The sequence below is a fragment of the Mycoplasma sp. ATU-Cv-508 genome (genome assembly GCF_004011945.1).
Classification (GTDB): domain Bacteria; phylum Bacillota_I; class Bacilli_A; order Mycoplasmatales; family Metamycoplasmataceae; genus RYZV01.
In genome coordinates this window covers 648,182-671,329 of record NZ_RYZU01000001.1, presented here as the reverse complement: position 1 = coordinate 671,329, position 23,148 = coordinate 648,182, and the positions used below count along the sequence as shown (strand labels likewise).

At 41.8% G+C, this 23,148-nt stretch carries 33 protein-coding genes and 2 pseudogenes; 27 read left to right on the top strand and 8 right to left on the bottom strand.

Translation table 4 applies throughout. The annotated features are described in order from the left end of the window. Window positions 1–2: 2 nt before the first annotated feature. From CSH31_RS04770 to CSH31_RS04040, 12 genes and pseudogenes are all read left to right on the top strand, one after another. Window positions 3–599, top strand: a complete 597-nt coding sequence (locus tag CSH31_RS04770) for a 1-deoxy-D-xylulose-5-phosphate synthase N-terminal domain-containing protein (protein ID WP_236630723.1) — start codon at window positions 3–5, stop codon at window positions 597–599. 8 nt (window positions 600–607) lie between these two features. Next, the gene (locus tag CSH31_RS04765) at window positions 608–1,396 is read left to right on the top strand and encodes a hypothetical protein (protein ID WP_236630722.1); all 789 of its coding nucleotides are present in this window, start codon (window positions 608–610) and stop codon (window positions 1,394–1,396) included. Window positions 1,397–1,570: 174 nt separating this feature from the next. Continuing rightward, entirely contained in the window at window positions 1,571–1,870 is a 300-nt protein-coding gene (locus tag CSH31_RS04760) for a hypothetical protein (RefSeq protein WP_236630721.1), read from the top strand. Between the two features lie 99 nt (window positions 1,871–1,969). Beyond that, complete coding sequence (locus CSH31_RS04090) at window positions 1,970–2,272, top strand: transcription antitermination factor NusB (protein ID WP_161565737.1); 303 nt, start codon at window positions 1,970–1,972, stop codon at window positions 2,270–2,272. Between the two features lie 156 nt (window positions 2,273–2,428). Further along, window positions 2,429–2,698: a hypothetical protein gene (locus CSH31_RS04085; protein ID WP_128008923.1), complete on the top strand. Its 270-nt coding sequence runs from the start codon at window positions 2,429–2,431 to the stop codon at window positions 2,696–2,698. Between the two features lie 78 nt (window positions 2,699–2,776). Continuing rightward, the gene (locus CSH31_RS04075) at window positions 2,777–3,205 is read left to right on the top strand and encodes an SAM-dependent methyltransferase (RefSeq protein WP_128008921.1); all 429 of its coding nucleotides are present in this window, start codon (window positions 2,777–2,779) and stop codon (window positions 3,203–3,205) included. Then, window positions 3,184–3,414 (top strand): SAM-dependent methyltransferase, encoded by a 231-nt coding sequence (locus tag CSH31_RS04070; protein WP_128008920.1) that lies wholly within the window; start codon window positions 3,184–3,186, stop codon window positions 3,412–3,414. Before CSH31_RS04075 ends, CSH31_RS04070 begins: the two co-directional genes overlap by 22 nt. Further along, a pseudogene (locus CSH31_RS04755) lies at window positions 3,414–4,550 on the top strand (aminotransferase class V-fold PLP-dependent enzyme). Before CSH31_RS04070 ends, CSH31_RS04755 begins: the two are co-directional and overlap by 1 nt. After that, the gene (locus tag CSH31_RS04055; protein ID WP_128008917.1) at window positions 4,537–4,965 is read left to right on the top strand and encodes an iron-sulfur cluster assembly scaffold protein; all 429 of its coding nucleotides are present in this window, start codon (window positions 4,537–4,539) and stop codon (window positions 4,963–4,965) included. Before CSH31_RS04755 ends, CSH31_RS04055 begins: the two are co-directional and overlap by 14 nt. Window positions 4,966–5,357: 392 nt before the next feature. Further along, the gene (locus CSH31_RS04050) at window positions 5,358–5,657 is read left to right on the top strand and encodes a hypothetical protein (RefSeq protein ID WP_148669019.1); all 300 of its coding nucleotides are present in this window, start codon (window positions 5,358–5,360) and stop codon (window positions 5,655–5,657) included. Then, window positions 5,648–5,941, top strand: coding sequence for a hypothetical protein (locus CSH31_RS04045; protein WP_128008915.1), 294 nt, complete (start codon window positions 5,648–5,650; stop codon window positions 5,939–5,941). Before CSH31_RS04050 ends, CSH31_RS04045 begins: the two co-directional genes overlap by 10 nt. Continuing rightward, window positions 5,914–6,150, top strand: coding sequence for a hypothetical protein (locus CSH31_RS04040; RefSeq protein WP_148669018.1), 237 nt, complete (start codon window positions 5,914–5,916; stop codon window positions 6,148–6,150). Before CSH31_RS04045 ends, CSH31_RS04040 begins: the two co-directional genes overlap by 28 nt. Window position 6,151: 1 nt before the next feature. Here the strand turns inward: CSH31_RS04040 and CSH31_RS04035 are convergent, their stop codons facing one another. From CSH31_RS04035 to CSH31_RS04015, 5 genes are all read right to left on the bottom strand, one after another. Further along, window positions 6,152–6,556 carry a transcriptional repressor gene (locus tag CSH31_RS04035; RefSeq protein ID WP_127943077.1) on the bottom strand — a complete coding sequence of 135 codons (405 nt, stop codon included), beginning with the start codon at window positions 6,554–6,556 and terminating at the stop codon, window positions 6,152–6,154. Window positions 6,557–6,576: 20 nt separating this feature from the next. Then, window positions 6,577–7,104: a bis(5'-nucleosyl)-tetraphosphatase (symmetrical) YqeK gene (yqeK, locus tag CSH31_RS04030; RefSeq protein WP_345775204.1), complete on the bottom strand. Its 528-nt coding sequence runs from the start codon at window positions 7,102–7,104 to the stop codon at window positions 6,577–6,579. A gap of 150 nt (window positions 7,105–7,254) precedes the next feature. After that, window positions 7,255–7,491: a hypothetical protein gene (locus tag CSH31_RS05125; RefSeq protein WP_345775191.1), complete on the bottom strand. Its 237-nt coding sequence runs from the start codon at window positions 7,489–7,491 to the stop codon at window positions 7,255–7,257. Then, window positions 7,484–7,663, bottom strand: a complete 180-nt coding sequence (locus CSH31_RS05120) for an adenylyltransferase/cytidyltransferase family protein (RefSeq protein WP_161565734.1) — start codon at window positions 7,661–7,663, stop codon at window positions 7,484–7,486. The genes CSH31_RS05125 and CSH31_RS05120 overlap by 8 nt, the downstream gene beginning before the upstream one ends. A gap of 20 nt (window positions 7,664–7,683) precedes the next feature. Continuing rightward, window positions 7,684–8,298, bottom strand: coding sequence for an FMN-dependent NADH-azoreductase (locus CSH31_RS04015; protein WP_127943075.1), 615 nt, complete (start codon window positions 8,296–8,298; stop codon window positions 7,684–7,686). A gap of 50 nt (window positions 8,299–8,348) precedes the next feature. Here CSH31_RS04015 and CSH31_RS04010 point away from each other — a divergent pair, with 50 nt between their 5' ends. The 15 genes from CSH31_RS04010 (at window position 8,349) to CSH31_RS04745 (ending at window position 19,173) form a co-directional block, all read left to right on the top strand. After that, window positions 8,349–8,948, top strand: a complete 600-nt coding sequence (locus tag CSH31_RS04010) for a chromate transporter (protein ID WP_127943074.1) — start codon at window positions 8,349–8,351, stop codon at window positions 8,946–8,948. Beyond that, entirely contained in the window at window positions 8,948–9,349 is a 402-nt protein-coding gene (locus CSH31_RS04005) for a chromate transporter (protein ID WP_128008911.1), read from the top strand. Before CSH31_RS04010 ends, CSH31_RS04005 begins: the two co-directional genes overlap by 1 nt. A gap of 31 nt (window positions 9,350–9,380) precedes the next feature. Next, the gene (locus CSH31_RS04000; RefSeq protein WP_128008910.1) at window positions 9,381–9,584 is read left to right on the top strand and encodes a hypothetical protein; all 204 of its coding nucleotides are present in this window, start codon (window positions 9,381–9,383) and stop codon (window positions 9,582–9,584) included. Between the two features lie 333 nt (window positions 9,585–9,917). Beyond that, window positions 9,918–10,769, top strand: a complete 852-nt coding sequence (locus CSH31_RS03995; protein ID WP_128008909.1) for a hypothetical protein — start codon at window positions 9,918–9,920, stop codon at window positions 10,767–10,769. Next, window positions 10,748–10,942 carry a hypothetical protein gene (locus CSH31_RS03990; protein WP_128008908.1) on the top strand — a complete coding sequence of 65 codons (195 nt, stop codon included), beginning with the start codon at window positions 10,748–10,750 and terminating at the stop codon, window positions 10,940–10,942. The genes CSH31_RS03995 and CSH31_RS03990 overlap by 22 nt, the downstream gene beginning before the upstream one ends. Next, entirely contained in the window at window positions 10,930–11,952 is a 1,023-nt protein-coding gene (locus CSH31_RS03985; RefSeq protein WP_128008907.1) for a lipoprotein 17-related variable surface protein, read from the top strand. Before CSH31_RS03990 ends, CSH31_RS03985 begins: the two co-directional genes overlap by 13 nt. 1 nt (window position 11,953) lies before the next feature. Beyond that, complete coding sequence (locus tag CSH31_RS03980) at window positions 11,954–12,664, top strand: lipoprotein 17-related variable surface protein (protein WP_128008906.1); 711 nt, start codon at window positions 11,954–11,956, stop codon at window positions 12,662–12,664. Then, on the top strand, window positions 12,640–13,116 hold the full coding sequence (locus CSH31_RS03975; RefSeq protein WP_128008905.1) for a hypothetical protein: 477 nt from the start codon (window positions 12,640–12,642) through the stop codon (window positions 13,114–13,116). The genes CSH31_RS03980 and CSH31_RS03975 overlap by 25 nt, the downstream gene beginning before the upstream one ends. Further along, entirely contained in the window at window positions 13,076–13,816 is a 741-nt protein-coding gene (locus CSH31_RS03970) for a lipoprotein 17-related variable surface protein (RefSeq protein WP_161565733.1), read from the top strand. The genes CSH31_RS03975 and CSH31_RS03970 overlap by 41 nt, the downstream gene beginning before the upstream one ends. Then, window positions 13,806–16,703 (top strand): lipoprotein 17-related variable surface protein, encoded by a 2,898-nt coding sequence (locus CSH31_RS03965; RefSeq protein ID WP_128008903.1) that lies wholly within the window; start codon window positions 13,806–13,808, stop codon window positions 16,701–16,703. Before CSH31_RS03970 ends, CSH31_RS03965 begins: the two co-directional genes overlap by 11 nt. Before the next feature lie 38 nt (window positions 16,704–16,741). After that, window positions 16,742–17,215, top strand: coding sequence for a hypothetical protein (locus CSH31_RS03960; protein WP_128008902.1), 474 nt, complete (start codon window positions 16,742–16,744; stop codon window positions 17,213–17,215). After that, on the top strand, window positions 17,188–17,772 hold the full coding sequence (locus tag CSH31_RS03955) for an HAD-IIIA family hydrolase (RefSeq protein WP_127943071.1): 585 nt from the start codon (window positions 17,188–17,190) through the stop codon (window positions 17,770–17,772). The genes CSH31_RS03960 and CSH31_RS03955 overlap by 28 nt, the downstream gene beginning before the upstream one ends. Continuing rightward, on the top strand, window positions 17,772–18,185 hold the full coding sequence (locus CSH31_RS03950) for a CinA family protein (RefSeq protein WP_128008901.1): 414 nt from the start codon (window positions 17,772–17,774) through the stop codon (window positions 18,183–18,185). The genes CSH31_RS03955 and CSH31_RS03950 overlap by 1 nt, the downstream gene beginning before the upstream one ends. Before the next feature lie 32 nt (window positions 18,186–18,217). Then, the gene (locus CSH31_RS04750; protein WP_236630720.1) at window positions 18,218–18,745 is read left to right on the top strand and encodes an ATPase domain-containing protein; all 528 of its coding nucleotides are present in this window, start codon (window positions 18,218–18,220) and stop codon (window positions 18,743–18,745) included. After that, a complete protein-coding gene (locus CSH31_RS04745; protein WP_236630719.1) occupies window positions 18,649–19,173 on the top strand; it encodes a hypothetical protein in 525 nt (174 codons plus the stop codon). Before CSH31_RS04750 ends, CSH31_RS04745 begins: the two co-directional genes overlap by 97 nt. On the opposite strand, the pseudogene gpmI reads toward CSH31_RS04745, so the two are convergent. The 3 genes and pseudogenes from gpmI to CSH31_RS03930 form a co-directional block, all read right to left on the bottom strand. Then, window positions 19,157–20,673: pseudogene (gene gpmI / locus CSH31_RS03940) on the bottom strand (2,3-bisphosphoglycerate-independent phosphoglycerate mutase). The gene CSH31_RS04745 and the pseudogene gpmI overlap by 17 nt on opposite strands. Window positions 20,674–20,729: 56 nt before the next feature. Then, a complete protein-coding gene (gene tpiA, locus CSH31_RS03935) occupies window positions 20,730–21,392 on the bottom strand; it encodes a triose-phosphate isomerase (protein ID WP_236630718.1) in 663 nt (220 codons plus the stop codon). Window positions 21,393–21,401: 9 nt separating this feature from the next. Continuing rightward, window positions 21,402–22,592 (bottom strand): phosphoglycerate kinase, encoded by a 1,191-nt coding sequence (locus CSH31_RS03930; protein WP_128008900.1) that lies wholly within the window; start codon window positions 22,590–22,592, stop codon window positions 21,402–21,404. Window positions 22,593–23,148 lie beyond the last annotated feature (556 nt).

Genomic DNA, 23,148 nt, shown 5'->3' with positions numbered 1-23,148 from the left:
TTATGGCCAGACAAACACTGATTGACGATTTAGCGATTAAAACGCTCAAAGTAAACGGGGTCGCTGCGGTTAACCGGGCTAATTCAGGCCACCCGGGCATTGTCCTTGGCGCTGCACCGATTATTCACACACTCTTTAGTCGCCACCTAAAGTACGACCCGAGCGATCCGACTTGAATTAACCGCGACCGCTTTGTCCTTTCAGCCGGTCATGGCTCGGCACTTCTTTACGCCCAATTAAGAATAATGGGATTAATTTCCGAAAAAGACCTCAAAAAATTCCGACAACTAGGTTCTTTAACCCCTGGTCACCCGGAACACGGTTTGACGCTGGGCGTCGAGGCGACGACGGGACCTCTTGGTCAAGGCATCGCTGTCGGAGTTGGCTTAGCGATTGCCGAGGCCCACTTGGCATCCCGCTTTAAAGAAATTAACCATTTTACTTACGTGCTCTGCGGTGATGGCGATTTGCAAGAAGGCGTGGCGATGGAAGCGCTTTCGCTCGCTGGTCACCAAAAATTATCACGCTTAATCGTGATCCACGACTCGAACGACGTTCAACTTGACACCCACGTCAAAGAAGTTTTAACGAAAATTTAGCTCAAAAAATGGAAGCGATCGGTTTTGAATATTTGCGCGTGGAAAAAAACCAAGTTGACCAAATTGATGAGGCGCTTAAAAAAGCTCAAAAAAGCGACCGTCCCAGTTTTATTGAAATCAAGACAATCATCGGCCACGGCGCTAAACTAGCGGGTACGCCCCGGGTACACGGCGCTCCGCTGGGAAGTGATTTTCAGAGCGTCAAAGAAAGTCTGGACTGAAACTTAGGCGAATTTGACATCCCGACTTTGGTTCAAAACTATTACCGCGACAAGGTAAATGTTCGCGGACACAAAGCGCGTTTAAAATTCAAAGTTTCGCCCGAACTGGCTAAGTTCTTGAAAACTCCGCCGCCTAGTCAAATTAAAATTCCGATCGAAACTAATTTGGCCACCCGGGCTAGTTCTGGGCGAGTAATTGGCTTTTTAAACGAAACGATGCCTAACTGAATCGGCGGATCGGCGGATTTAACTAGTTCCACCCAAGCACGCGGGGCCAACGGTGACTTTCAACCTTGGCACCGACAAGGTCGCAACATTTTGTTTGGCGTCCGAGAATTTGCCATGGCCGCCATCGCTAACGGTTTGGCGCTTCACAGCGTCCTTAGACCTTTTGTGGGAACGTTTTTTGTTTTTAGCGACTACTTTAAACCCGCTCTACGTCTGGCTGCTTTAATGAAGTTGCCGGTAGTTTACGTGTTAACTCACGACTCGGTGCAAGTCGGCGAAGACGGACCGACTCACCAACCAATCGAACATTTAGCGATGCTCCGGGCAACGCCCAACTTAAACGTTTAAGGCCAGCCGATGAAAAAGAAGTTTGCGGTGCTTACCAGGTCGCTCTGGCGAGCAAAAATCGCCCGAGCGTAATCGTTTTAACTCGCCAAAAAATTACTTCTTTGCCCGCAACCAGCCAAGCAAAAGTTAAGCAGGGTGCTTACTTAGTTTTCCAAGGTAAAAAAACCTTGAACGTTGGTCGCCAGCGGCAGCGAACTAGCGCTAGCTTACCAAATTAGTCAAAAGTTAAACTTAAGTTGCGTTTCGCTTGTCAACGCCGCGGCGGCTAAAGTTACTTGGAAAGTTGACCGAGCGATTTCAATTGAAGCAGCGAGCACTTACGGAATGCAAAAGTGGGCGCGTTATAACATTGGAATCGACCGTTTCGGAGCATCAGGGCCGGGTCAAAAAGTTTACGAGCACCTTGGTTTTAGTCTCCAAAAACTGACCGATCGGATTAAAAAAATTATCCAAGACCACGATGGCAAAAAGTAAACTAACGCGCGGTGAGCGGCAAAAGATCGTCCAGTTTCTTTACCGCTTTGAACTTTTTGACAGTCGCCCGACTGCGGTCAAATTTTTGAAAGCGGCTCATTGGATGCCCAAGCTCTCAAAGCGTTAGACCAAGTTTGCGCTCGGTACTTGGAACTGAAAAATTTGGTGGAAAAATCTTTGGCTAAGCAGTGGACGTGAAAAAGAACCGCGCCGCTCGAAAGAGCCATTTTAGTTTTCGGAGCTTACGAACTCAGCGTCAATGACGCGGCGCTCGTAATAAACGAACTAGTCGAACTGACTAAAGACCTTATCCCGGGTCAGGCTTATCAGTACATTAACTCCGTTTTAGATAAAATTAGTGCAGAAGATGTCAAAAACAAAGATCGTCGCCCAAAAACTTAGCAAGACAAGACAGTGAAAAGATTACTGTCAGCGTTTTAGTCACGCTCAAATGCGACTTATTTTCACTAAAATCGCGCTCATTTTTGCACCCGATTTACCGACTGATTTTTGTCTGGAAGGCGAAAGACTGCTGCTTGAAACGCCCGTTGGCCCGACATGTTTGTGCCGGCTTTTCAAAAGTTGGCCGCGGTTGGACTAGAAAAAATCAATTGAAAAGCCTGGGCACTTTTTCTCTGGTACGTTTACCAAATGTCGACTTTTCACCGCGATCGTCGGTACAAAAAATCTAACGTTTATAGCTCCCAAACTTACCTGGCGGCCAATTCCCAAAAACGTCGCCACTACGGCGATTGACTGGCTTCGCTAGACTGCTACCACCCTGAGTACAATCAACAAATTAGATCCGTTTTAAAAGAGGTAACTTAATGAAGTTGCTGGATTATTTGTTGACCCAGGGTTACCAAAGTGAAAAGGCTCAGAAATTAATTCGGGCAGGACAAGTTTATGTTAACCATCAAGTGGAAAATTTGACCCCGTCAAGCAATTAAGGAAAGTGACCAAATTGACGTTAAACTCCGAAGCCGCTGAGTTTCGCGCGGAGCCGAAAAACTGAGCGGAGTTTTGTCAACTTGGAAAATTGACTTTCAGGGCAAAAACGTTTTAGATGTTGGTGCTAGCGCGGGCGGTTTTACCCAAGTGGCCCTAGAGCAGGGTGCCAAGCACGTTTGGGCGCTTGACGTCGGGACCAACCAACTTGACTACCTAATTCGCCAAGATGCTCGCGTCAGTGTGTTGGAAAAGAAAAACGCCAAAAACCTAGATCCCAGCTGGTTCAAAGAAAAAGTTGACATCGTCACTTGTGACTTGTCTTTCATTAGTTTAACCAAGGTGTTTGGTCCAATTAGAAAGATTTGAATCCCGGCGGAATTTTAATTGCTTTGGTCAAACCCCAGTTTGAAGCTCAGCGCGACCAAGTGGAGCGTGGCGGAATTGTTCCCGAGCATTTTCACCCAGAAATTGTTAACAAAGTGCTCGATCAGGCTCAAAAAGTTGGTTTTAAAAAGCGAGCGGTTTTGCCTTCAACTCTGCCGGGTAAAAAAGCGGGCAACACCGAATATTTTGCTTGGTTGGAGGTCAGCTAATGAAACGCCAAGATTTCCCGCTTTTAAAAAATCTAGTCTACCTTGACTCGGCCGCGGCGGCACTTAAACCGCGGGTCGTTTTTGAAAAACTTGCCCAGTTTTACGAGCGATATCCGCTTAACGTTCACAACTCCGATGCTCCGCTTGCAATTGAAGTTGTGCATCAAATTAACCAGCTGCGCTCAGAGCTTGGCGAGCTAATTAACGCCCAGTCAAACGAAATTATTTTTACCACGAGTGCCACTGACAGTTTAAACCGGGTGGCCCGCATGGTCGAACACCTAGTTAAACCAGGCGATCAAATTTTGCTCTCTTACTACAACCACGCTTCACAAATCACACCTTGACTTGAGTTAGCGCGCCGAACCAAGGCCCAAGTTGTTTACGCTGACGATCTTCTTCCAGCAATTAACTCACGCACTAAAGTGATCGCCTATGCCCAACTTAACAACACTTTGGCAAGGCCGACTGACCCCGCGCGAATTTGAAAAAAAAGCGCAGAGCGTCAAGGCGCTAGTGATTAACGACGCGGCTCAGGCCATCGCCACGAACCAGTCACTTTGAAACACGCTCATGTGGTAGCCTTTTCGGCTAACAAACTTTACGGACCAGCTGGAATTGGCGTCTTAGCCATCCAGTCAGCTTTGCTCGATAAGCTTGAACCAGTTACTTTTGGCGGCGGAGCTACCAAAGTTGTCACTGACCAAACTTGGCAGCCAAGTCGGGGAATTAGTCGTTATGAGCCGGGTACACCCGATCACTTTGGACTGCTTGCGTTCCGGGTTGCGTTAGACTACTTTTTGAAAAACCGCGATTTTAAAGCCGAAAAAAAACTCGCGCGTTACGCCTACAAACAGCTCAAAAATTGTCCAGGAATAACACTTTACTCCCAACCCGAAGACGTAATTTGTCTTTTTAACTACCAACACTTTAACGCTCACGACATTGTCAGTTACTTAGCCCGGCGGGGAATTATTTTGCGCGGTGGCACCCACTGCGCGCCTCTAGCAGCCAAGGCGAGCCAAGTTCTGAGTGCCATACGTTTATCGATTGGCGGCTACAACGACCAGAGCGACATTGACAAATTAGTTAGCGCTCTAAAAGAGGGCGGTGATTTTTTAGATGAATTGGTATAGCGATCCGAACGAAAGGCGCAAAATTTTGATGGACCGCTACCTTCATCCGCGCTTTCAAGGCACGCTGGCGGGAGTAAAGTCTCGCATTTACCAAGCCGAGCACTGCGCCGATAAAATTACTTTAGTGCTCAAAACTGACGCTGGAAAAATCAAAAAAGCGCTCTTCTCCGGTCACGGCTGCGTCATCGCCATCGCTAGCAGCGACATGGTGCTAGAAAAAGTGGTTGGCTTAAACTTATCTGAGGCTTGCCAGTGACTGAGCGATTACCGCCAAATGATCCAGCTTTTACCATACCCGAGAGAAAAAATGGGTCAGGCCAACGTTTTATCTAAAGTCGGTCGCCACCTTAATCGCCAAGGTTGCGCGCTTTTAATTTACGAGGCTTTACACGACACGCTTGGCTGCCAAATTTAAAGAGCAAGCGGTATAATGTTGGTAAAATGACCCGTCTTTCTTCCCAACAAAAACTTGCTTTATAAAAATGTAGTGCTAAGAGTGTTAGTTTTCCTGCCTTTTGTTGTGATTGGTAACTGCCCTTTTGTGGTAATTTGGGGTCAGTTTGAGATGCGTCAGCTTGAACTTTTTTAACCTCTACTTAGGTCTTGGTTTTTTAATCGTTAACTTTTTAGACCTAAGTTTGATCCAACTTTTAAAACGCTCGCGCCACAACTTGGCCCGGTGGTTTTTATTACAAATTTATCCCTTGGGATAACTCGGCTGGTCTGGCTCACTTAGCGATTAGTCGCCAAAACAAGTTTTTAGTTCGCAACTGCAGTTTTTTTTCACTGCCGCTTTGAACGCCGTTAGTGACTTTGCCAATTTGGTTTTGTCTGCTAGGCGTGCCTTTAATCGTGGGCGGAATCATCTCAATTATTATGCTTGACCTACCAATTATTTACAGCACATCAATTTGACTTTTTATCACGCCGTTTTGCTTAGCGATTGCTAACATCTACTTTAAAAACCTAAACGACTATTTCCGCGTTAACCACAACCACTTTTTAGCGCTTGAGCGGGAAATCGCCGCTACTCTTTTAGACACGGAATTAATCGTGACTAAAAAAGAACGTGAACCCACGGTTGGGGAAAAATTGTTTTGCTCTTAATTAGTTTAGGTCTTTTTGCTTTGGCGCTAGTTGGTTTTACGATCGCTTCGTTTAACTTGTTTGACGAAGTTGGTGAATACCTTGGTCAATCGGTTTACGGTTCTTTCCGGGGCTGGCGCATTTTGCTCTTGCCAATTTCGCCTCTTGGCAACGCAATTGCGGTTGGCATCGGATCGGCGCTATTGTTAATTTGGAGTTTTACCCTCTGAGGTTTTTGTCACCTACCTTGGTACTTGCTGCTTTTTTGAAAAAGGGGTTGCTCATTTTCAACTTTATCACCTTAAACTTTCTCGCCATCTTCTTCTGGTCGCTCCGCTTTAATGACGAGAAAAAAGACTTTCAACCGGCCATGACCAATTTAATTCCGGTTGGCAAAGCTAAAAAACAACCGGCAGCGGTCAGAAAAAGTGTCGTTAAACCGGCGCCAAGCGTTGTAGAAGAACAAGTGATTACCCGCGTCATCCCTCTAGAGTTAATTGACGAAGAAGAATAAACTAATCTAAATCCACAAAAATCTTCACCGCGCGGACTTTTTGACCGGTGACTTTTTGAACCTGGTCGCTGATGGCGGCAAAAACTTTCTGGTCAACGCTTAAATGGTCAACTTTCTGATTACTGCGAACTAGGTGCACAGCGTGCACTTGCCCAAGCAATTGGTCGTTGAGCGCGTACTTAGAAATGCCATCAAAAGTGTAACTGTCCACGATCCCAGCCTTAGTGAGCGCACGAATGTTGTTGTAAATACTTTTGGTGTTAATTAATTTTTTGGTGTGGTTAACAATTTGGTTAATCGAGTGAAAGTGCTCTTGATCGCTTAAACAAGCCATAATCGCCAACCGATTTTTGGTTACCCAAAGACCACGCGATTTAAGAATTTGCTCCATTTGGCTTTGTTTCACACTAGCATTATAATGCTTTGCTAACTAAGGCCCGACCAGCGCTGGTAAATTTTGGCTTGGTAAAGACTAGGGGTGATGCCTTGCGCTTCTAAATCACGTCACGTTTTAGCCACGATTTGAGCAAAACCGCGGTCAAAGTCACTCAAAATTAGTTGCCGCAAAGTTTGAATCCCTTCTCAACGGCGACCTTGACTCAACTTATCGGCGCTAAAAACGATTTTGTCAAGCGCGGTGAGTTCCCACTCAAGCGAAGTGTGAACCCGGATCGCCTGAACAATTTCTGGGTCGTTAATTTGGTAAACGTGCTCAGCTCAGAGCGAAGCGGTCAAAGAGTGGTACTGGTAGGGCTCGTACTGACGAGCGTTGTAGTGCCACTTTTTGAGAAATTGCTGGTGTTGCTCGACACTTCATTCCTTGGTAAAATCGTGCAAAAGACCCGCGTAGTAAGCTTTTTCGGGATCGGTTTTTAAAAGCGCCGCGTACTGGCGTGCCAATTTAGCCGTCGCCAGACTATGGCGATAACGTTTTTGGCTGAGTTGGTTTTTGATAATCTCCTCGAGTAAAGTCGTCGCGCAGCGATGTAACGTTGGACCGGCGGTAAAACCAGTCCCAAATCGCCGCTTCGGTAAGCGCTGGCGCGGTTTTCGTAAATCGGATTAGTCAAGACCTTGGCGCCCAAAGCAGCTAGCTTGGCGCGGTTAACGCCTTTGGTTGAGGTCCGAAAAAAAAACCACCTGGGCAATCTTGCTCACTTTGTCAGCTTGACGCCAGCGGTGAAACTGACTGAGCTGATCTTGGCCAACTAACAAAATCAAGTCGGCGGCTGGGTAACGTTTTTGAAAATGCTCAAGCGTTGTGATCGCGTAAGAAGGACCACGGCGTCTAATTTCAAAATCAGAGACCTGGCTTCCCTCGGGTAAAACCAACTTAATCATCGCTAGGCGGTCTTGGTCAGAAGCGATGGGACGAGTTTTTTTTGTGGGGATTCTGGTAAGTGGGTACAAAAATTAACTGATCGCAAACGCCTGATTGCAGCGCAAAGCGGGCAAGTTCAATGTGAGCGGCGTGAACCGGGTCAAAACTCCCGCCGAAAATAGCGATTTTCAAGCGCTGGTCCTGGTCCAAATTTACTCTTTCCCAAACTGAAGCGCTAATTTTTCAATTTGCTGGTCGTACTGATCGATTAACTGAGCCGGAGTTAACTCGTTAGTCGGCGGAACTTTGGTGCCTGCCACAGTTAATGGCTGGCTTACCTTAGCGCCAACAAATTCCCAAGTGCCTTTAAGATAAGCGACTAAGTCGCCCCAGGGATACCAACCTAGCGGCGCGCCTTGGGTAGTTAAAATTTGAACTTTTAAATGGTCTAAAAGACCGATCGCATCGCCTTTTTTAGTGTACTTGTAAGAAAAAGTTTGCCCGGCTAGCAAAATGTGATCTAGGTAATTTTTAGCCATCGTGCTAATGGCAAAGTTCATCATCGGGCAAGCAAAAACCACTTTGTTGACTTGCTTAAGTTGGTTGATGTAATCTCCGCTGTCAGTCTGGTTAAAAAACTGACCAAAGTTGGCTCGTGTCATCGTTTTCTCAGCCATCTTAACTGTGTTTAAGTCTAGTCAGGTGATTTTGTCTTGCGGATAGTGTTTTTGGTAGTGCTTGACAAAGCGGTGAGCGAGTTCGTCGGAATACGATTTTTCCAGCGGCATTACCGAAGCGGTAATGACCAAAATTTTGCTAGCTTGCATGGGTGAACTCCTTAGTTAAAGTTGCTCCCATTATACCAAGACTAAGTGCTATGATAAAGTTAGCGATGCTGAGGGAAGCTGCTCGAATTGCGTACTTTATTTTCAAAATTACCTTGCTTGGATTTGGCGGCGGGAACGCGATGAATCCGATCATTTTTCGCGAAGCGGTTCAAAAAAGAAAGTGGATCACTAAAGTTGAGTTTGACCGCTTAGTGATTACAACTAACGCTTTACCAGGACCGAGCGCGGTTGAATTTTTGGTTTTTATCGCCATGAAAAGACTTGGCAAGTGAATCGGCACGCTGGTGACTTTGCTAGCCATGCTGCCCCACGTTTTGCTGGCGCTAGTCGTTTACATTTTGATTAACAACTACGTGGAAGCCCGCTACATGTACGCTGTCAACTTGGCCGTTATGCCTGTCATTGTCGGAGTGTTGCTCTCGTTTGCCTGACGTTACTTTAAAGCGAGTCGGAAAGAACTCCGGATCGTGCCACTCGTTTTAACGATGCTAGGAACGGTGCTCTTTGGTCTGTTTGTGCCTAACCCTTACAACGTTTCCATTTTTGCAATTTTAGCTGTGATTGGCGTTGTTTCAATCGTGCAATTATTCGTCCGGAAAAAATCAGCTAAAAGACGGGGAAAACGCTAGTGAAAATTTTGTTTAGCGATCGGCGGGTCGTTTTTAGTCGGATGGTTGTGTTTGGTGGCGGTCAAGCTTTCATGCCGATTTTCGGATCGCTTTGAACGCTGCTTGGGTTTGATCCGGATGTCAAAGAAAAAATTTACCTAGTCGTTAACTCAACGCCCGGTGTAACGGGTCTTAAGTTTGGGCTAATTACCGGTTTTTTAGTCGGCGAAAAAATGTGGAGCGCTGTTTTAGTCATGTTGACTAGTTACTTAGCAATTTTTCTGCCCGGCGCTTTGATGGTTTGGTGAGCTTATGGTCTACTTGTTTCTCAACGTCAGTACCCTTACCTAACCACTTTGATGCGTTGATTAAGGCCTGTGATTGCCGGCATTGCTCTGACGCTGGCGATCCAACTTTTTTAGCGACTGCTTCCCGCAACTGATTTTTAACAAGATGGGGATTTACGCGCAAATTGATTGAAACCAACCCAAGGCCGCTTTTGTCGCGGGTTGGCGCATTTACGCGGTGATTATTTACTCGGTCGTCGCCAGCCTTGAGAGTTTTTACCTCAGTTACTACCGACGTTTTAACCTCTTTGCCCTAATTTTAATTCACATCGCGGTTGGAATGGTTTTACTTCAACCCTGACTAGACTAGTTTGACCGCTCGTGAGTTAAGCGTCCAAAATCTAGTGCGGTTTCTTACAGCAATTTGTACCGAACTTTCTCTAGTTGGCAAGTTTTTTAGTAAAATTAGAGAGTAAAACATCAGTTGATTAGGCAACTGATGCAAAAGAGTTTAAAATCATAGTTGCATGGTTAAGAACTAGAAGGTTTTGACCGCTCTTTTTTTGTCCACTTAATGATGTTTTGGTTTAAAATAATTTTAGAACCTAAGGTTATGTAAATAACCTTGGTTAGGAGAGCAGGAATAACATGCAAAGAAAACAAAATTAAAAACACGCTCATATTTGGGCTAGGACTTGGACTTGTGTCGGCTCCAGTTGCCGCAGTTGTCGCTTGCGGTCCCAGTTTAATTGAACGAGAAATAGATCCGGGCGACAAAGTAACTAAGGAACAAGAGCACTGAATTAACAAACTTGTTCACGAGTATCAAGTTGAAAACAAGTCAGTTGACATCTTAAAGTTGCGCAAAGGTTTCGCTTACAGCGCACGCGAACTAGGCATTAACCCTAACTCTTTCCCAGAGGGAGCAGTTTTTGTTCCAAACCGAATTTTTGACTTAATCGGGGAAATGGAAGTGGAACTAAATTACCAAGAAGGGGAAATGGGTCACAAACATTTTCAACACAGTCGGATCAAAATCAAAGGTTACCAAAGCAAAAACGCCAGCGAAGTTTTTCAGCACACGATTGAAACTCTTAAGGGAGTTAGCGACCTGAAAACCGAAAACAGAATTAAAGTTGCTAACTACCAAGCTGGTAAAACCTACTCTCTTAAAGACCTTGGAATTACTTCCGCCCTTAATTTTTATGTCCGCGATTACCTAGAGTGACATGTGAAAGTGAATGCTGTTGACACGATCGCTGGATCGTTAGAAGTAGAGGTTTCTCCTTACTTAACCGTGACCGACCACAGCGGTCAGTCCAAAGAGGTTGTTTCGGACCAAGCGGTCAATTTGACAATAACTGGTTATTTGAACGAAAAAATGGTGCGGACATTCACAACCAACTGGGTGAGTGGTACCAACACGCAAACTTTGTCCGTCTGCAAAATTACGCCAATCAAAACCATCCTTTTGCAGGCGAGACCCAAGACTCAGCGCTCTCCAAACGTTTGCCCAGCGAAATTACTAAGTCCTTGGGTGAGTGAATTGATTTAGCAAAAATCGGACTGCCTTCTCTGGAGGATCTAAAAAAGCAGGGAGTTTTTGAATACCCAGTTGCCTTGAAATTTAAACTGGAAAGTTTTGACGATGCAGAAGGTCAAATTAATCTTCAAGTCTACTCGGAAAATCGCTTTGAACTAGGGGCGACATTAATTTGGGTACTTTAAAAATTAACGGTTACTTTAACACTCAACGCAAGTTTGAAATTGAAACAGCAACTGAATTTGAAAAGGCTCTTAACGAAAAGTTGTCCGAGCTGCCTGGACTAAAAGATCCAAAATCCTTTGCTTTAAAAACTGCTAGCGTTACGGCAGAAAAGATTTCACAAAAAGCGCTTGATGAGTTAGCTCAGGAAGTTTTTCACAAAATCAATTTTGACACCATTGAGAAAGTGGCCTTGCAGGCAAGTGCTAGCGACTTAACTGGGGAAATCATTCTTAAAATAACGTTTTGACCGACGGATAAAAGTCTGGCAAACTTTCACCATGAAATAAAAATCGGTGGTTTTGCTAAACTAACTCCGGAACAAGTTGACAAAGTAAGCGAGGCTAAAGAGTGGGTCAAAAGTCCGTTTAAACCGCTTGATAAATTAGCGCGAGAAGTTGTGAAAAACAACAAACTGCTGCGCGAGATGCTTGGAATTGAAGAGTTTGAGAAAAAAATTGGTTTTAAACTTGAATTCAAAATCAACGCGCGCAAAACTAACGAAACAACTGGTGACCTTTGGTTTGATTACCAAGTCTACGACGGGGAAACTCTTTTAACCGAGGGCTCAGCGCACTGAAAACTCTTATCTGTTGAAGAATATCAGCGTTTGGTTGATACGCTAACTCAATCAATTGAAAATTGAAACGAACAAAATTTGCGTGACAAGTTCGACTGGGTCAAGGATACGATGCCAAGCGAATTTGTCAAAGAAGACCAAGAGCGCAACGACAGAATTAAAAAATTCCTAGAGGAACACGTGCTGCCTTGGAAAGAAATTGGTCGTCGTTTAACTTGGGAAATTGATTATCAATCAACGCCTAACGACGAAAAAGGTTACGTGAACTTGGTCGTGTTAATTCAAGATGAAGACAAGATAATCAAAAGCATTCACCTTAAATTGACTGGTTTTAGAACCGAGGCCGAGCGCGACGCGGATTTCCAAAAATCTTTTTGACGATTTAATCGCTAAGTTGCAAAAAGAGGCCGATCAAAACAAATTAACTGATCCGCAAAACAAACTGAATTTGCCAAGCGCTTTCGTAAAAAGTGAATTTTACAAAAGATGAAAACAAACTATCGCCGAGCAAGTTCGAGAACTGTTTGGTGATTTAGGGTCTGAATTCGAATTGGTGATTAATGATTCTGCTGACGATCAAGAAGGTATTGTTAAACTAACTTTTGCGTTAAATAAGTCAGGAAAACCATGGGGTCGGCACGTCCAAATGACTTGGAGAGGTTTTTACACTAAAAACGACATGGTTTACGTTAACTACCAGAACAAAGTGGTTAATGAATTAAGAGAAAATCACAAACAAATAATTGGCGACTTAATTAACTCCTTACTAACCCCTGAACTTCAAAGCGAAATTGAAAAACGAATTCGCAAGGCAGTTAGCGAATTAGACGAAAACAGACCTCCCGGGGCAGAAGTGGAAATTAAGATGCTTAGCGATGAACACCAAGGCATCTTAAAAATAAGCATTTTCGTGAAAACTTCCGAGCGCGATTATCCGGTTGATGAAATTACGATTAGCGGCTTTAAAACTAAGATCGCGGCGCTTAAAGAGGAATTTGAAAAAATACCCGGTGACATTTTGGGTGATGAAACGCTAACCGCCAATGATTACCACGATAGCCAGAATTTGATTGAGGAGTTGTGGAAAAAATCAGTTCCGAATTAAAACTTCCCGAGGGAATCACTTTCAAGGTCAGCGGCAAGGAATTTGACCACTGAAAAGGAAAATTTGCGTTGGTAGTTGAAATTCTTTCTAAAGATGAGGTGCTAGCAGAACGTGAATTCAAAGTTTCAGGTATTAAGAGCAGAGAGCAAGATATTCTTAACTGGATCAAAAGTTTTGAAGACAAAATTACGTTGTTTCAACAGTTTGTCTTTCCAGCGGATAAAAATTCACTGCCGAGTGAAAAGATTGACGAAGTCAAGAAAAAAATCGCTGATACTTTGAACGAATTACCGGTGTTATTTAAAAATTTCGAATTCATTCTGAGCATGTACGACATAACCTTGCCAGAGGGAATTGAATTAAAACTTAAAAGACGTCACACCTGACGATGAGCGCGGAACTGTCGCAGTTGTGATCGAGGTCTACTACCAAAACAAACCGGGCTCAGATAAATTTGTGGCTAACTTTGAGTTTGAACTTGGTGGGTACCGTAAACTTGACGAATCAGAAAAATTAGAAAAAATCGCCAAGGACTTGCGAGTTAAACTAAATGATGTCAAAACGCTTGAATTAGAGAGCAAAAATTTCTTGCCAAGTGCGTTTAAAAACGTAGACGAGCATTTACTAGCGCAAATCAAAAAAGCGATTGATTTTGATAAAACGCCCGAAGGGATTAGTTTAATAGCAAAAATTGTTAATGCTGACGACAAGAGCGGAACTTTGACAATTGGCATTTGGGTTTTAGTTGGGGAAGAAAACTACCGTGAGCGCGAGGCTGATCACAAAGTTAACATTGAAGATCTAGTAAGTCTCAAAGAGGTAGAAATTAAAGATCAAATTGGATCTTTCCTAAAGGAGTTGTTAGAAAAAACGCAAGATGCACTTGAACTTGAGACATTGCTTTCTAAACCTAGCGCATCTGTTGACTTAATTCGTGATTACTTCGAGAAAAAGTTTAAGGAACTGTTGACTCTTCCTAGCAACTGAAAATTGCTAGTCAGAGTCAAAAGCGATGATGAAAATAATCAGATTGAAATCACTTTCCAAGTGGAACGAAATGGTCAAGTTTGAGCTAAAGTCGTAGATGCTACTCTAAGCGGTTTTGGTCAACTAGAAAAATTAGAAAAAAATCGCCAAGGACTTGCGAGTTAAACTAAATGATGTCAAAACGCTTGAATTAGAGAGCAAAAATTTCTTGCCAAGTGCGTTTAAAAACGTAGACGAGCATTTACTAGCGCAAATCAAAAAAGCAATTGGTTTTGATAAAACGCCCGAAGGAATTAGTTTAAGAGCAAAAATTGTTAATGCTGACGACAAGAGCGGTAAACTAACGATTAATTTCTGAATTTTAACCAAGGGTCAAAGCACTGAAAATCGCCAACCTGACCACAGCATCACTATTGACGAACTACTGAGTTTAGAAGATATCAAGTTGAAAGACCAAATCCAAGCAAGGCTTACAGATCTAATACCAAGCATTCAAAAAGCGCTTTTACCAGAGAGTCTAGGCAAAGCTAGCGAATCGGCCGAAGGCATCAAAAGTTACTTAGAAAGTTTTATTAGTCAAATGTTCAACACTCCAAAAGAGATGAGCATAAAAGTGGAAGTTAGTCACGACGATGAAAATAACAAAATTGAAATCACTTTCAAATTAATGCGTCATGGTGAGTTCTGGATTGAAATTGGCAAAACTACCATTACCGATTTTGGTCAATTACAAAAATTAGAAAAAATTGCTCAAGCATTAAAAGAAAAAATAACCGGAGTCAAGACGCTAGAACTGGAAGATAAAAATGTATTGCCGAGTGACTTTGAAAGCATTGATACCAATTGACTTAAACAAATCAAAAAAGCGATTGATTTTGATAAAACGCCCGAAGGAATTAGTTTAAGAGCAAAAATTGTTAATGCTGACGACAAGAGCGGTAAACTAACGATTAATTTCTGAATTTTAACCAAGGGTCAAAGCACTGAAAATCGCCAACCTGACCACAGCATCACTATTGACGAACTACTGAGTTTAGAAGATATCAAGTTGAAAGACCAAATCCAAGCAAGGCTTACAGATCTAATACCAAGCATTCAAAAAGCGCTTTTACCAGAGAGTCTAGGCAAAGCTAGCGAATCGGCCGAAGGCATCAAAAGTTACTTAGAAAGTTTTATTAGTCAAATGTTCAACACTCCAAAAGAGATGAGCATAAAAGTGGAAGTTAGTCACGACGATGAAAATAACAAAATTGAAATCACTTTCAAATTAATGCGTCATGGTGAGTTCTGGATTGAAATTGGCAAAACTACCATTACCGATTTTGGTCAATTACAAAAATTAGAAAAAATTGCTCAAGCATTAAAAGAAAAAATAACCGGAGTCAAGACGCTAGAACTGGAAGATAAAAATGTATTGCCGAGTGACTTTGAAAGCATTGATACCAATTGACTTAAACAAATCAAAAAAGCGATTGATTTTGATAAAACGCCCGAAGGAATTAGTTTAAGAGCAAAAATTGTTAATGCTGACGACAAGAGCGGTAAACTAACGATTAATTTCTGAATTTTAACCAAGGGTCAAAGCACTGAAAATCGCCAACCTGACCACAGCATCACTATTGACGAACTACTGAGTTTAGAAGATATCAAGTTGAAAGACCAAATCCAAGCAAGGCTTACAGATCTAATACCAAGCATTCAAAAAGCGCTTTTACCAGAGAGTCTAGGCAAAGCTAGCGAATCGGCCGAAGGCATCAAAAGTTACTTAGAAAGTTTTATTAGTCAAATGTTCAACACTCCAAAAGAGATGAGCATAAAAGTGGAAGTTAGTCACGACGATGAAAATAACAAAATTGAAATCACTTTCAAATTAATGCGTCATGGTGAGTTCTGGATTGAAATTGGCAAAACTACCATTACCGATTTTGGTCAATTACAAAAATTAGAAAAAATTGCTCAAGCATTAAAAGAAAAAATAACCGGAGTCAAGACGCTAGAACTGGAAGATAAAAATGTATTGCCGAGTGACTTTGAAAGCATTGATACCAATTGACTTAAACAAATCAAAAAAGCGATTGATTTTGATAAAACGCCCGAAGGAATTAGTTTAAGAGCAAAAATTGTTAATGCTGACGACAAGAGCGGTAAACTAACGATTAATTTCTGAATTTTAACCAAGGGTCAAAGCACTGAAAATCGCCAACCTGACCACAGCATCACTATTGACGAACTACTGAGTTTAGAAGATATCAAGTTGAAAGACCAAATCCAAGCAAGGCTTACAGATCTAATACCAAGCATTCAAAAAGCGCTTTTACCAGAGAGTCTAGGCAAAGCTAAAGCTAGCGAATTTGTCAAGTTAATTCATGAGTACTTTGAAAATGCGCTTAACCAGTTACTTGATATTACACTTCCAGACAACTTCAAGCTAGCAATTGAATCCCAAGCCAATGACGAAACTAGTCAAATTGAGTTTAATTTTAAACTACTGAGAAATGATCAAAACTGGTTGACTCTTCACAAAACATTAATAAAAAACTTTGACAAACTAACACGGTTGGAAGAATACGCCGAAAAAATCCGTCAAAAACTTTCTAGTCTGAAGACGCTTGAATTAGAAGAAAAAAGTATTCTGCCTAGCAATTTTAAAAATCCTGAAAATTTAGCAACTTTGATCCACCTAATCAAAAATAATGTCGGATGGGATGAAAAAATTAGTGATTTGGAAATGTTTGTTGATGTTATTGAAAATAACGATGAAGTTGGTACTATCACAATGATTGTTTGGGTTTTTCATGAACATATTGGTAAATCAAAATCAGTTGGATTTTCACATGTTCTGTCTATTGACGGACTTTTAAAAACTTCAGATCTAGAAACTCATTGAAAAAACACCAGGGAAGCAAGAAAAAAATTGTCGGATGTAGAGACAACAGTAGAAATCAAGCACAAAAACTTCTTGCCGAGTGAAATTGGTGGACTTGATAAAGAAACAATTGAAAAACTTAAAAAAACCCTTGGATTCAAAGGAACAAATCTTGATCCAGAATAAATACCAAAATAATTGGTCGGGATGATAAAAATGGTGAATTGGAAATTGGGGTATGAATTTTTGCGGGTGATGAGTATGGCCAGAAAAATAAATTTGAAACAAACAATGCTGACAGAATTTTTGTGATTAAAGGCTTTGTTAGCGGGGCTGATCAAGAAAAGCGAAAAATCATTATTGAAAAACTAGGAGATTGAATCAATCAAGAAAAAAAGAACTTTCCACTAAATAACGAAAATAATAGAGATATTGAAAAGTCAATTTTTAAAAAACTGCGTGATCATAAAGACATTTTGTTGCCTGAAGAATGGGGCTGGGACATTAAGGTTAGGCGTGATCATTCAAATGGGAAAATCAGCATCAAAATTAGTCTTCTTAGAAATGGTGATTTCTGATGTGAAGTAGGTTACATTGAAATCAATTTAAATCCCGAAAAAACTAAGTTTAGCGATCTAAGCAATCTATACGATTTATCGCTTGAACAAATATGATGGACAGCCGACGCAAGAAATTAATCGCCAACTACTTTAAGCCTTCAATTTACATCCGCTCGTTCAAAGATGTCAACTTAACGCAACTTAAACGCCAAGGAATTAGACTCTTTATTAGCGACCTTGATAATACGCTCGTTCCCCACTACACGCGTTTACCCAACGCTGACGTAATAAATTTCATCCAAAAGATTCAAAGTGCCGGCATCATCTTTGTAATTGTTTCTAACAACACTAAAAACCGAACCCAGCGCTTTGCTGAGAAGACTACTGCTGACGCTTTCTATGGCAACGCGCGCAAACCCTTTAAACGAGTTGTGCGTTCAATCATTGAACGCTACCAAGTTTTACCCTCGGAGACAATTATCATGGGCGATCAAATCGTAATGGACATTCTAGTCGCTAACAGACTAAAATGCGAGTCTATCTTAGTTCAGCCGCTTGTTTCCACCGACTACAAAATGAATTGGTTCCACATGTTTTTAGAACGAGTCATTTATTCACGTTTAGCAAAAAGAAACATTCTCGTTAAGGGGCAATTTACAAGTAGCGACCTAAGTGATCGATTGGAGCTGCTCTAGTGGCTCTGCCCACGCTTGGTGCAGTTGAGTCTTTAACAGGAGGACTCTTTGCGAGTAAAGTAGTTAATAACGCCAATGTCTCGCGCTATTTTCGTGGTAGCCTAGTTCTTTATGACAAAGATTTAAAAGCCAAGATCGGCGTTAATGTTGATAAGGGCGTGATTAATTCTCAAGCCGCCTTAGATATGGCAAAGCAAGGCCAAAAGTGACTCGGAGTAGATATTTGCGTCGCTTTTACTGGTAACGCCGGTCCAACTAATCAAGAAAACCGTCCCGTTGGAGAGGTTTACGTAGCAATTAACGAAAAAGTGTGGCAACTCAATTTAAAAGGTGATCGTAACCAAATTCGCGCCCAAGCAGTCAATTTTGCCTTTAAAAAATTAAGTAAAATTTTTAACTGACCAATATCTTAGTAGATATGTCTAAAAAGTCTTCCAATTCGAGTTTGAAAGCGCTAGTTGAACAATTTCGTGATAGCACGATTATTTTGCCGGGCGAAAGTCTTCGTGAGCCCAGCGCGGTTTTCTCAAGTGGTTCGCTCGTGATTGACGAGTTAACTGGTGTGGGCGGATTTGTCCGCGGGAAAATAGTTGAAATTTACGGTCCTGAATCATGTGGTAAAACCACGCTGGCTCTTTTAGCAATTAGTCAAGTTCAAAAAGAGGGCGGTAAATGCGTTTTCATTGATGCTGAACATGCGCTTGATTTAGAATTCGCAACTAAGCTAAACGTTGATAAAAATCAACTCATTTTAGTCCAACCCAGCTCGGCTGAGCAAGCTTTAGAAATAACCGATGCTTTAGCCAAAACTGGCACGATTGATTTAATCGTAATTGACTCGGTAGCGGCTCTAATTCCTCAAACTGAATTAGAAGGTTGTTTTGAAGACAACACGATTGGACTGCAAGCGCGTTTAATGTCCAAAGCACTCCGCAAAATTACTGCTACGCTATCCAGTCACAAACAAGCGTAATTTTTATTAACCAAATTCGCGAAAAAATTAATCATTTTAGTGGTCCTGCTCAAGTCACGCCCGGTGGTCGTGCGCTCAAGTTTTACGCTTCGCTGAGATTGGAAGTACGTCGGACTGGTTACACTGGTGTAAGCGATGCTCCCAATGGAGTGAATCTAAAAGTTAAGTGCGTGAAAAACAAGTTAGCTCCGCCTTACCGAGTTGGTCAAATTCACCTCAGTTTTAACCACGGACTCGACCAAGATAACGAACTAATCGATTTATTGATTAGTCAAGGTTCGTTAGTTTCTAAAGGCGGGTGGTACCAGTGAAATGGTCAAAACATTGCCCATGGGCGCGCTCAACTGCTTGCACTAATTAAAAACGATCCGCAACTTAAAGAGCAAATGCGGCAAACTTACCAACCAATATCTAACGATCCGACTTAATCAATAACGACTTAGCATCCATCTGAGTAGGAATTTTTAAACCTAAGTAGTCAAGTAAGCTTGGACTCACATTAGCAAGTTTACCCGGTTTAAGTTTGATCAAGGAGTCGCACACTAACAAAGGAACATCGCTATTTGTGTGTTTAGTTGAAGGTTTCCCTTGCTTATCTAACATGATTTCAGCATTGCCATGATCAGCCGTAATTCAAAGCGTTGCCCCGTGCTTTTGACAAGCACGATACAATTGACCCAGTTGATCATCAATTATTTCAATAGCTTCAATAGTCTGCTTTAGTTCGCCAGTGTGACCAACCATGTCAGGATTGGCATAGTTAGCAATGATTACATCAAACTGGTTCAAATTTTTAATAATTGCGTTCGTGATGCCCTGAGCGCTCATACCAGGTAAACGGGCAAAGTTATCAACTTTATGTGATGGCACCAAAATGCGTTTTTTCCAGTGGGTAAAGGACGTCTTTACCGCCGTCAAAAAAGAAGGTGACGTGAGCGTACTTTTGAGTTTCCGCTACGCGGAGTTGTTTGATATTGTTATCAGATAAAGTTTTTCCCAATGTCTGATTAATCTCCATCTCTGAAAATGCAACTCTGGATTTACTTATTCCTTCGTACTTCATCATAGTTGTTAAATCAATGCTCAATAGACGCTCGGGCGGATTATAGTCATACAATGAAGATCCGACTAAAAAGTGGCTTAGCTGACGAGCACGATCAGGTCTAAAGTTGAAAAAAATTACTGCATCGCCAGATTTCAAAAAATGGGTCTTAGAACTTTTGTTAACGGCTGGTTCTAAAAATTCATCGCTTATACCTTGCTGGTATTGCTGACTTAAATAATCTAAAACATTTGAGAAATGATTCTTACTCTTTCCTTGCAAGGCTTGGTAAGCTAGCAAAGTTTTTTCAAAGCGCTGGTCGCGATCCATTGCGTACACCCTGCCCATAATGCTGGCCAGTTGATAGTGGTAATTTTGAAGCAATGTAATTAATTTTTCAAGTGATGGTTTGATGCTTTGAGGGCTAACGTCGCGACCATCGCCGAAAACATGAACGCTAACATTTTTAAGTCCTTGCACGTGGGCAAGTTTTAAAAGTGCAAAGAGATGATCTTCGTGAGAGTGAACACCCCGGGCGAAAGAAGTCCCATTAAGTGCAATGCTGCGCCGCTTTTTTAACTTTTTGAAAAGCCATTAAAAAACTAACGTTTTTTTCAAAATCACCAGTTTTAAGTGCTTGATTTATTAGAGATAAGCCGGTATAAACAACTGTGCCAGCTCCGATGTTAAGATGACCAACTTCCGAATTGCCCATTTGCTGGGCAGGTAAACCGACGGCTTGACCAGCAGCTTTAAGCAATGTGTGAGGATAATGTTTGCGTAGGTAATCTCAGTTAGGGGTTTTAGCCAGCGCAATTGCGTTACCTTTTTGATCTTTGCGCTCGCCAAATCCGTCCAAAATGACTAACACCGCTCGTTTAGACACGCTCGGCCTCGCTAATGATTTGGGCAAACCCTTAGGATCAAGCGAAGCTCCGCCAACTAAAACGCCATCAACATCGGCTGAGTTAGGAAGGCAGCAACGTTATCGGCGCTAACAGATCCGCCGTAAAGAATTCTTACATCCTTGGCCGTTTGTTTGCGAATTAAGCGAGCTACTTTTTGAGCTTGCTCGGGCGTAGCGGTTTGGCCAGTTCCAATTGCCCAAAGCGGCTCGTAAGCGATAATAAAATCATCAAACTTTTTGAATTTGGCGAAGATTGTAACTAGTTGTTCAATGATTACTTTTTCAGTTTTTTCTTGTTGGCGCTCAAGCAAAGTTTCACCGACGCAAACAATTGGGGTTAAGCGGTTAGCTAGAAGTTGTTTGAGTTTTTTGCGAACAATTAAGTCTGTTTCTCCAAAGTGTTGACGTCGTTCCGAGTGACCAATAATAGCCCCTTCAATCCCAAGGCTAGATAGCATTAAGGCCGATGTTTCGCCGGTGTATGCGCCAGGATTAAATTCGGAGACATTTTGGGCAAAAGTTTTTAGCCCCTCTATACCTGATTGACGAACCTTTTTTAACAAGGTGTAATTGACGGCTAAAGCAAAGTTAACTTTGGGATTATTCAACGCCTGCTCAAAACGTTCAAGATAAGAGTCAATTTGCAAATAGTCCTGGTTCATTTTCCAGTTTCCAATTATTCAGAGCGGTTTTCCCATGCTTCCCCTTTAGGCGTTTTGAATTACGTCTATAGCTGGTAAGGGTTTACCTTCCATGTAAGCTAGAGAGGCACCACCGCCGGTTGAAATGTGAGAAAACTTACTTTCAAAACCAAGCTTAATTGCCGCCGCAGCCGAATCTCCGCCACCAATGATAGCAAACACGCCCGGCTGCTTAGCAATCGCGTGGGCAAGTGCGATTGTTCCTTGCTCGTAGTTAGAAAACTCAGTTACACCTGCTGGTCCATTTCAAACGACTGTTTTGGCTCCGTGCAAAGTTTTCTCAAACAGAGCGATTGATTTATGGCCGATGTCGAGCGACATCCAGTGGTCAGGAATGTCAACGCCCTCGGTTTCTTTACGGGGTGCATTGGTAAATTTAGGAGCAATTGCAAAATCAATTGACAAAACGATTTTATCTTTGTACCTGTTAAGTAAACGCCGGGCCAAATCTACATAATCATTTTCAACTAGAGAATCGCCGATTTTGTTACCAAGCGCTTTGTTAAATGTACTCGCCATTCCGCCAGTGATAATCACTTTGTCAGCTTTTTGAAGCAGATTCTCAACGGCTTTGATTTTGTCAGAAACTTTTGCACCGCCAACGATTGCTACGAAAGGATGCTCGGGATAATCAAGTCCTTGACCAAGCATCTTTAATTCTTTTTCAACTAAATAGCCGACTGCTGAAACAGCAATATTTTGGGCTATGCCAACATTTGATGCGTGGGAACGATGAGCAGTTCCAAAAGCATCATTCACAAAAACGTCGCCGAGCGAAGCTCAGTATTTGCCTAAATCTGGAGAATTAGAACTTTCAGCGCGGTTGTTTAGATCTTCAAAGCGAGTGTTTTCAACCATTAAAACTTGACCAGGTTTTAAATTATCAATTGCCTTCTCTAACTTAGGTCCATGAGTTTTGTTAATAAAAATTACTTCTTTGCCTAGTTTCTTACTAAGATTCTCTGCAACAACTTTCAAACTGTATCTCTCTTTATCTTTCTCAGTTTTAACGCGACCTAAGTGGGAGAATAAGACTAACTTCCCTCCACTACTGATCACTTTTTCAATTGAAGGGAGCGCAGCCGTAATTCGCTTGTCGGACATTATTTGACCATTTTCAATTGGAACATTAAAATCAACGCGCATTAGCACTGTTTGATTTTTGAGATTAATGTCGTCAAGTGTTTTTTTTGCCATTGTTTTATTTTAAATGCGAAATTGCCTTAATTATAAACGACCGATGAAGCGAGCGGTTTAACAGCATGAATTTAATTATCTGCGCCCCATTTTAAGATTATGTAGTAAACAGCAAACTAACGTTCATCATTTTTTTGGTTTAGCACTTAATTCAGTGTTTTTTTGACGTATACTAACAAATTAACGGAAGATAAAGGAAAATGATTAGGTTAAACTTCTCACGATACTAAGATTGGTAGTTATGCAGCTAAAAAATATCAAATTTTGCTATGAATCTAGGTACTTCGGAGTAAATTTATAAAATGTCCACAAGATTAAGTTTAAACATGGTGATTTTAAATGAACAAACCAGGATTATCAAGCGCCTTAATTAAAGTTCTTGGGCAAATATTCTTAAAAACTGGATGGGCAATTATTTTAGTGTGCGCCATATGGATTTTTATATCTCTTTGCTTATCGGGCGATTGAAAATGATTTTATTTAACGCTTTTACTCCCAAGTTTGATTTTTTTGTTTTCGCTGATTTACAGAGTGATAAATTATTGCCTTTATAAAA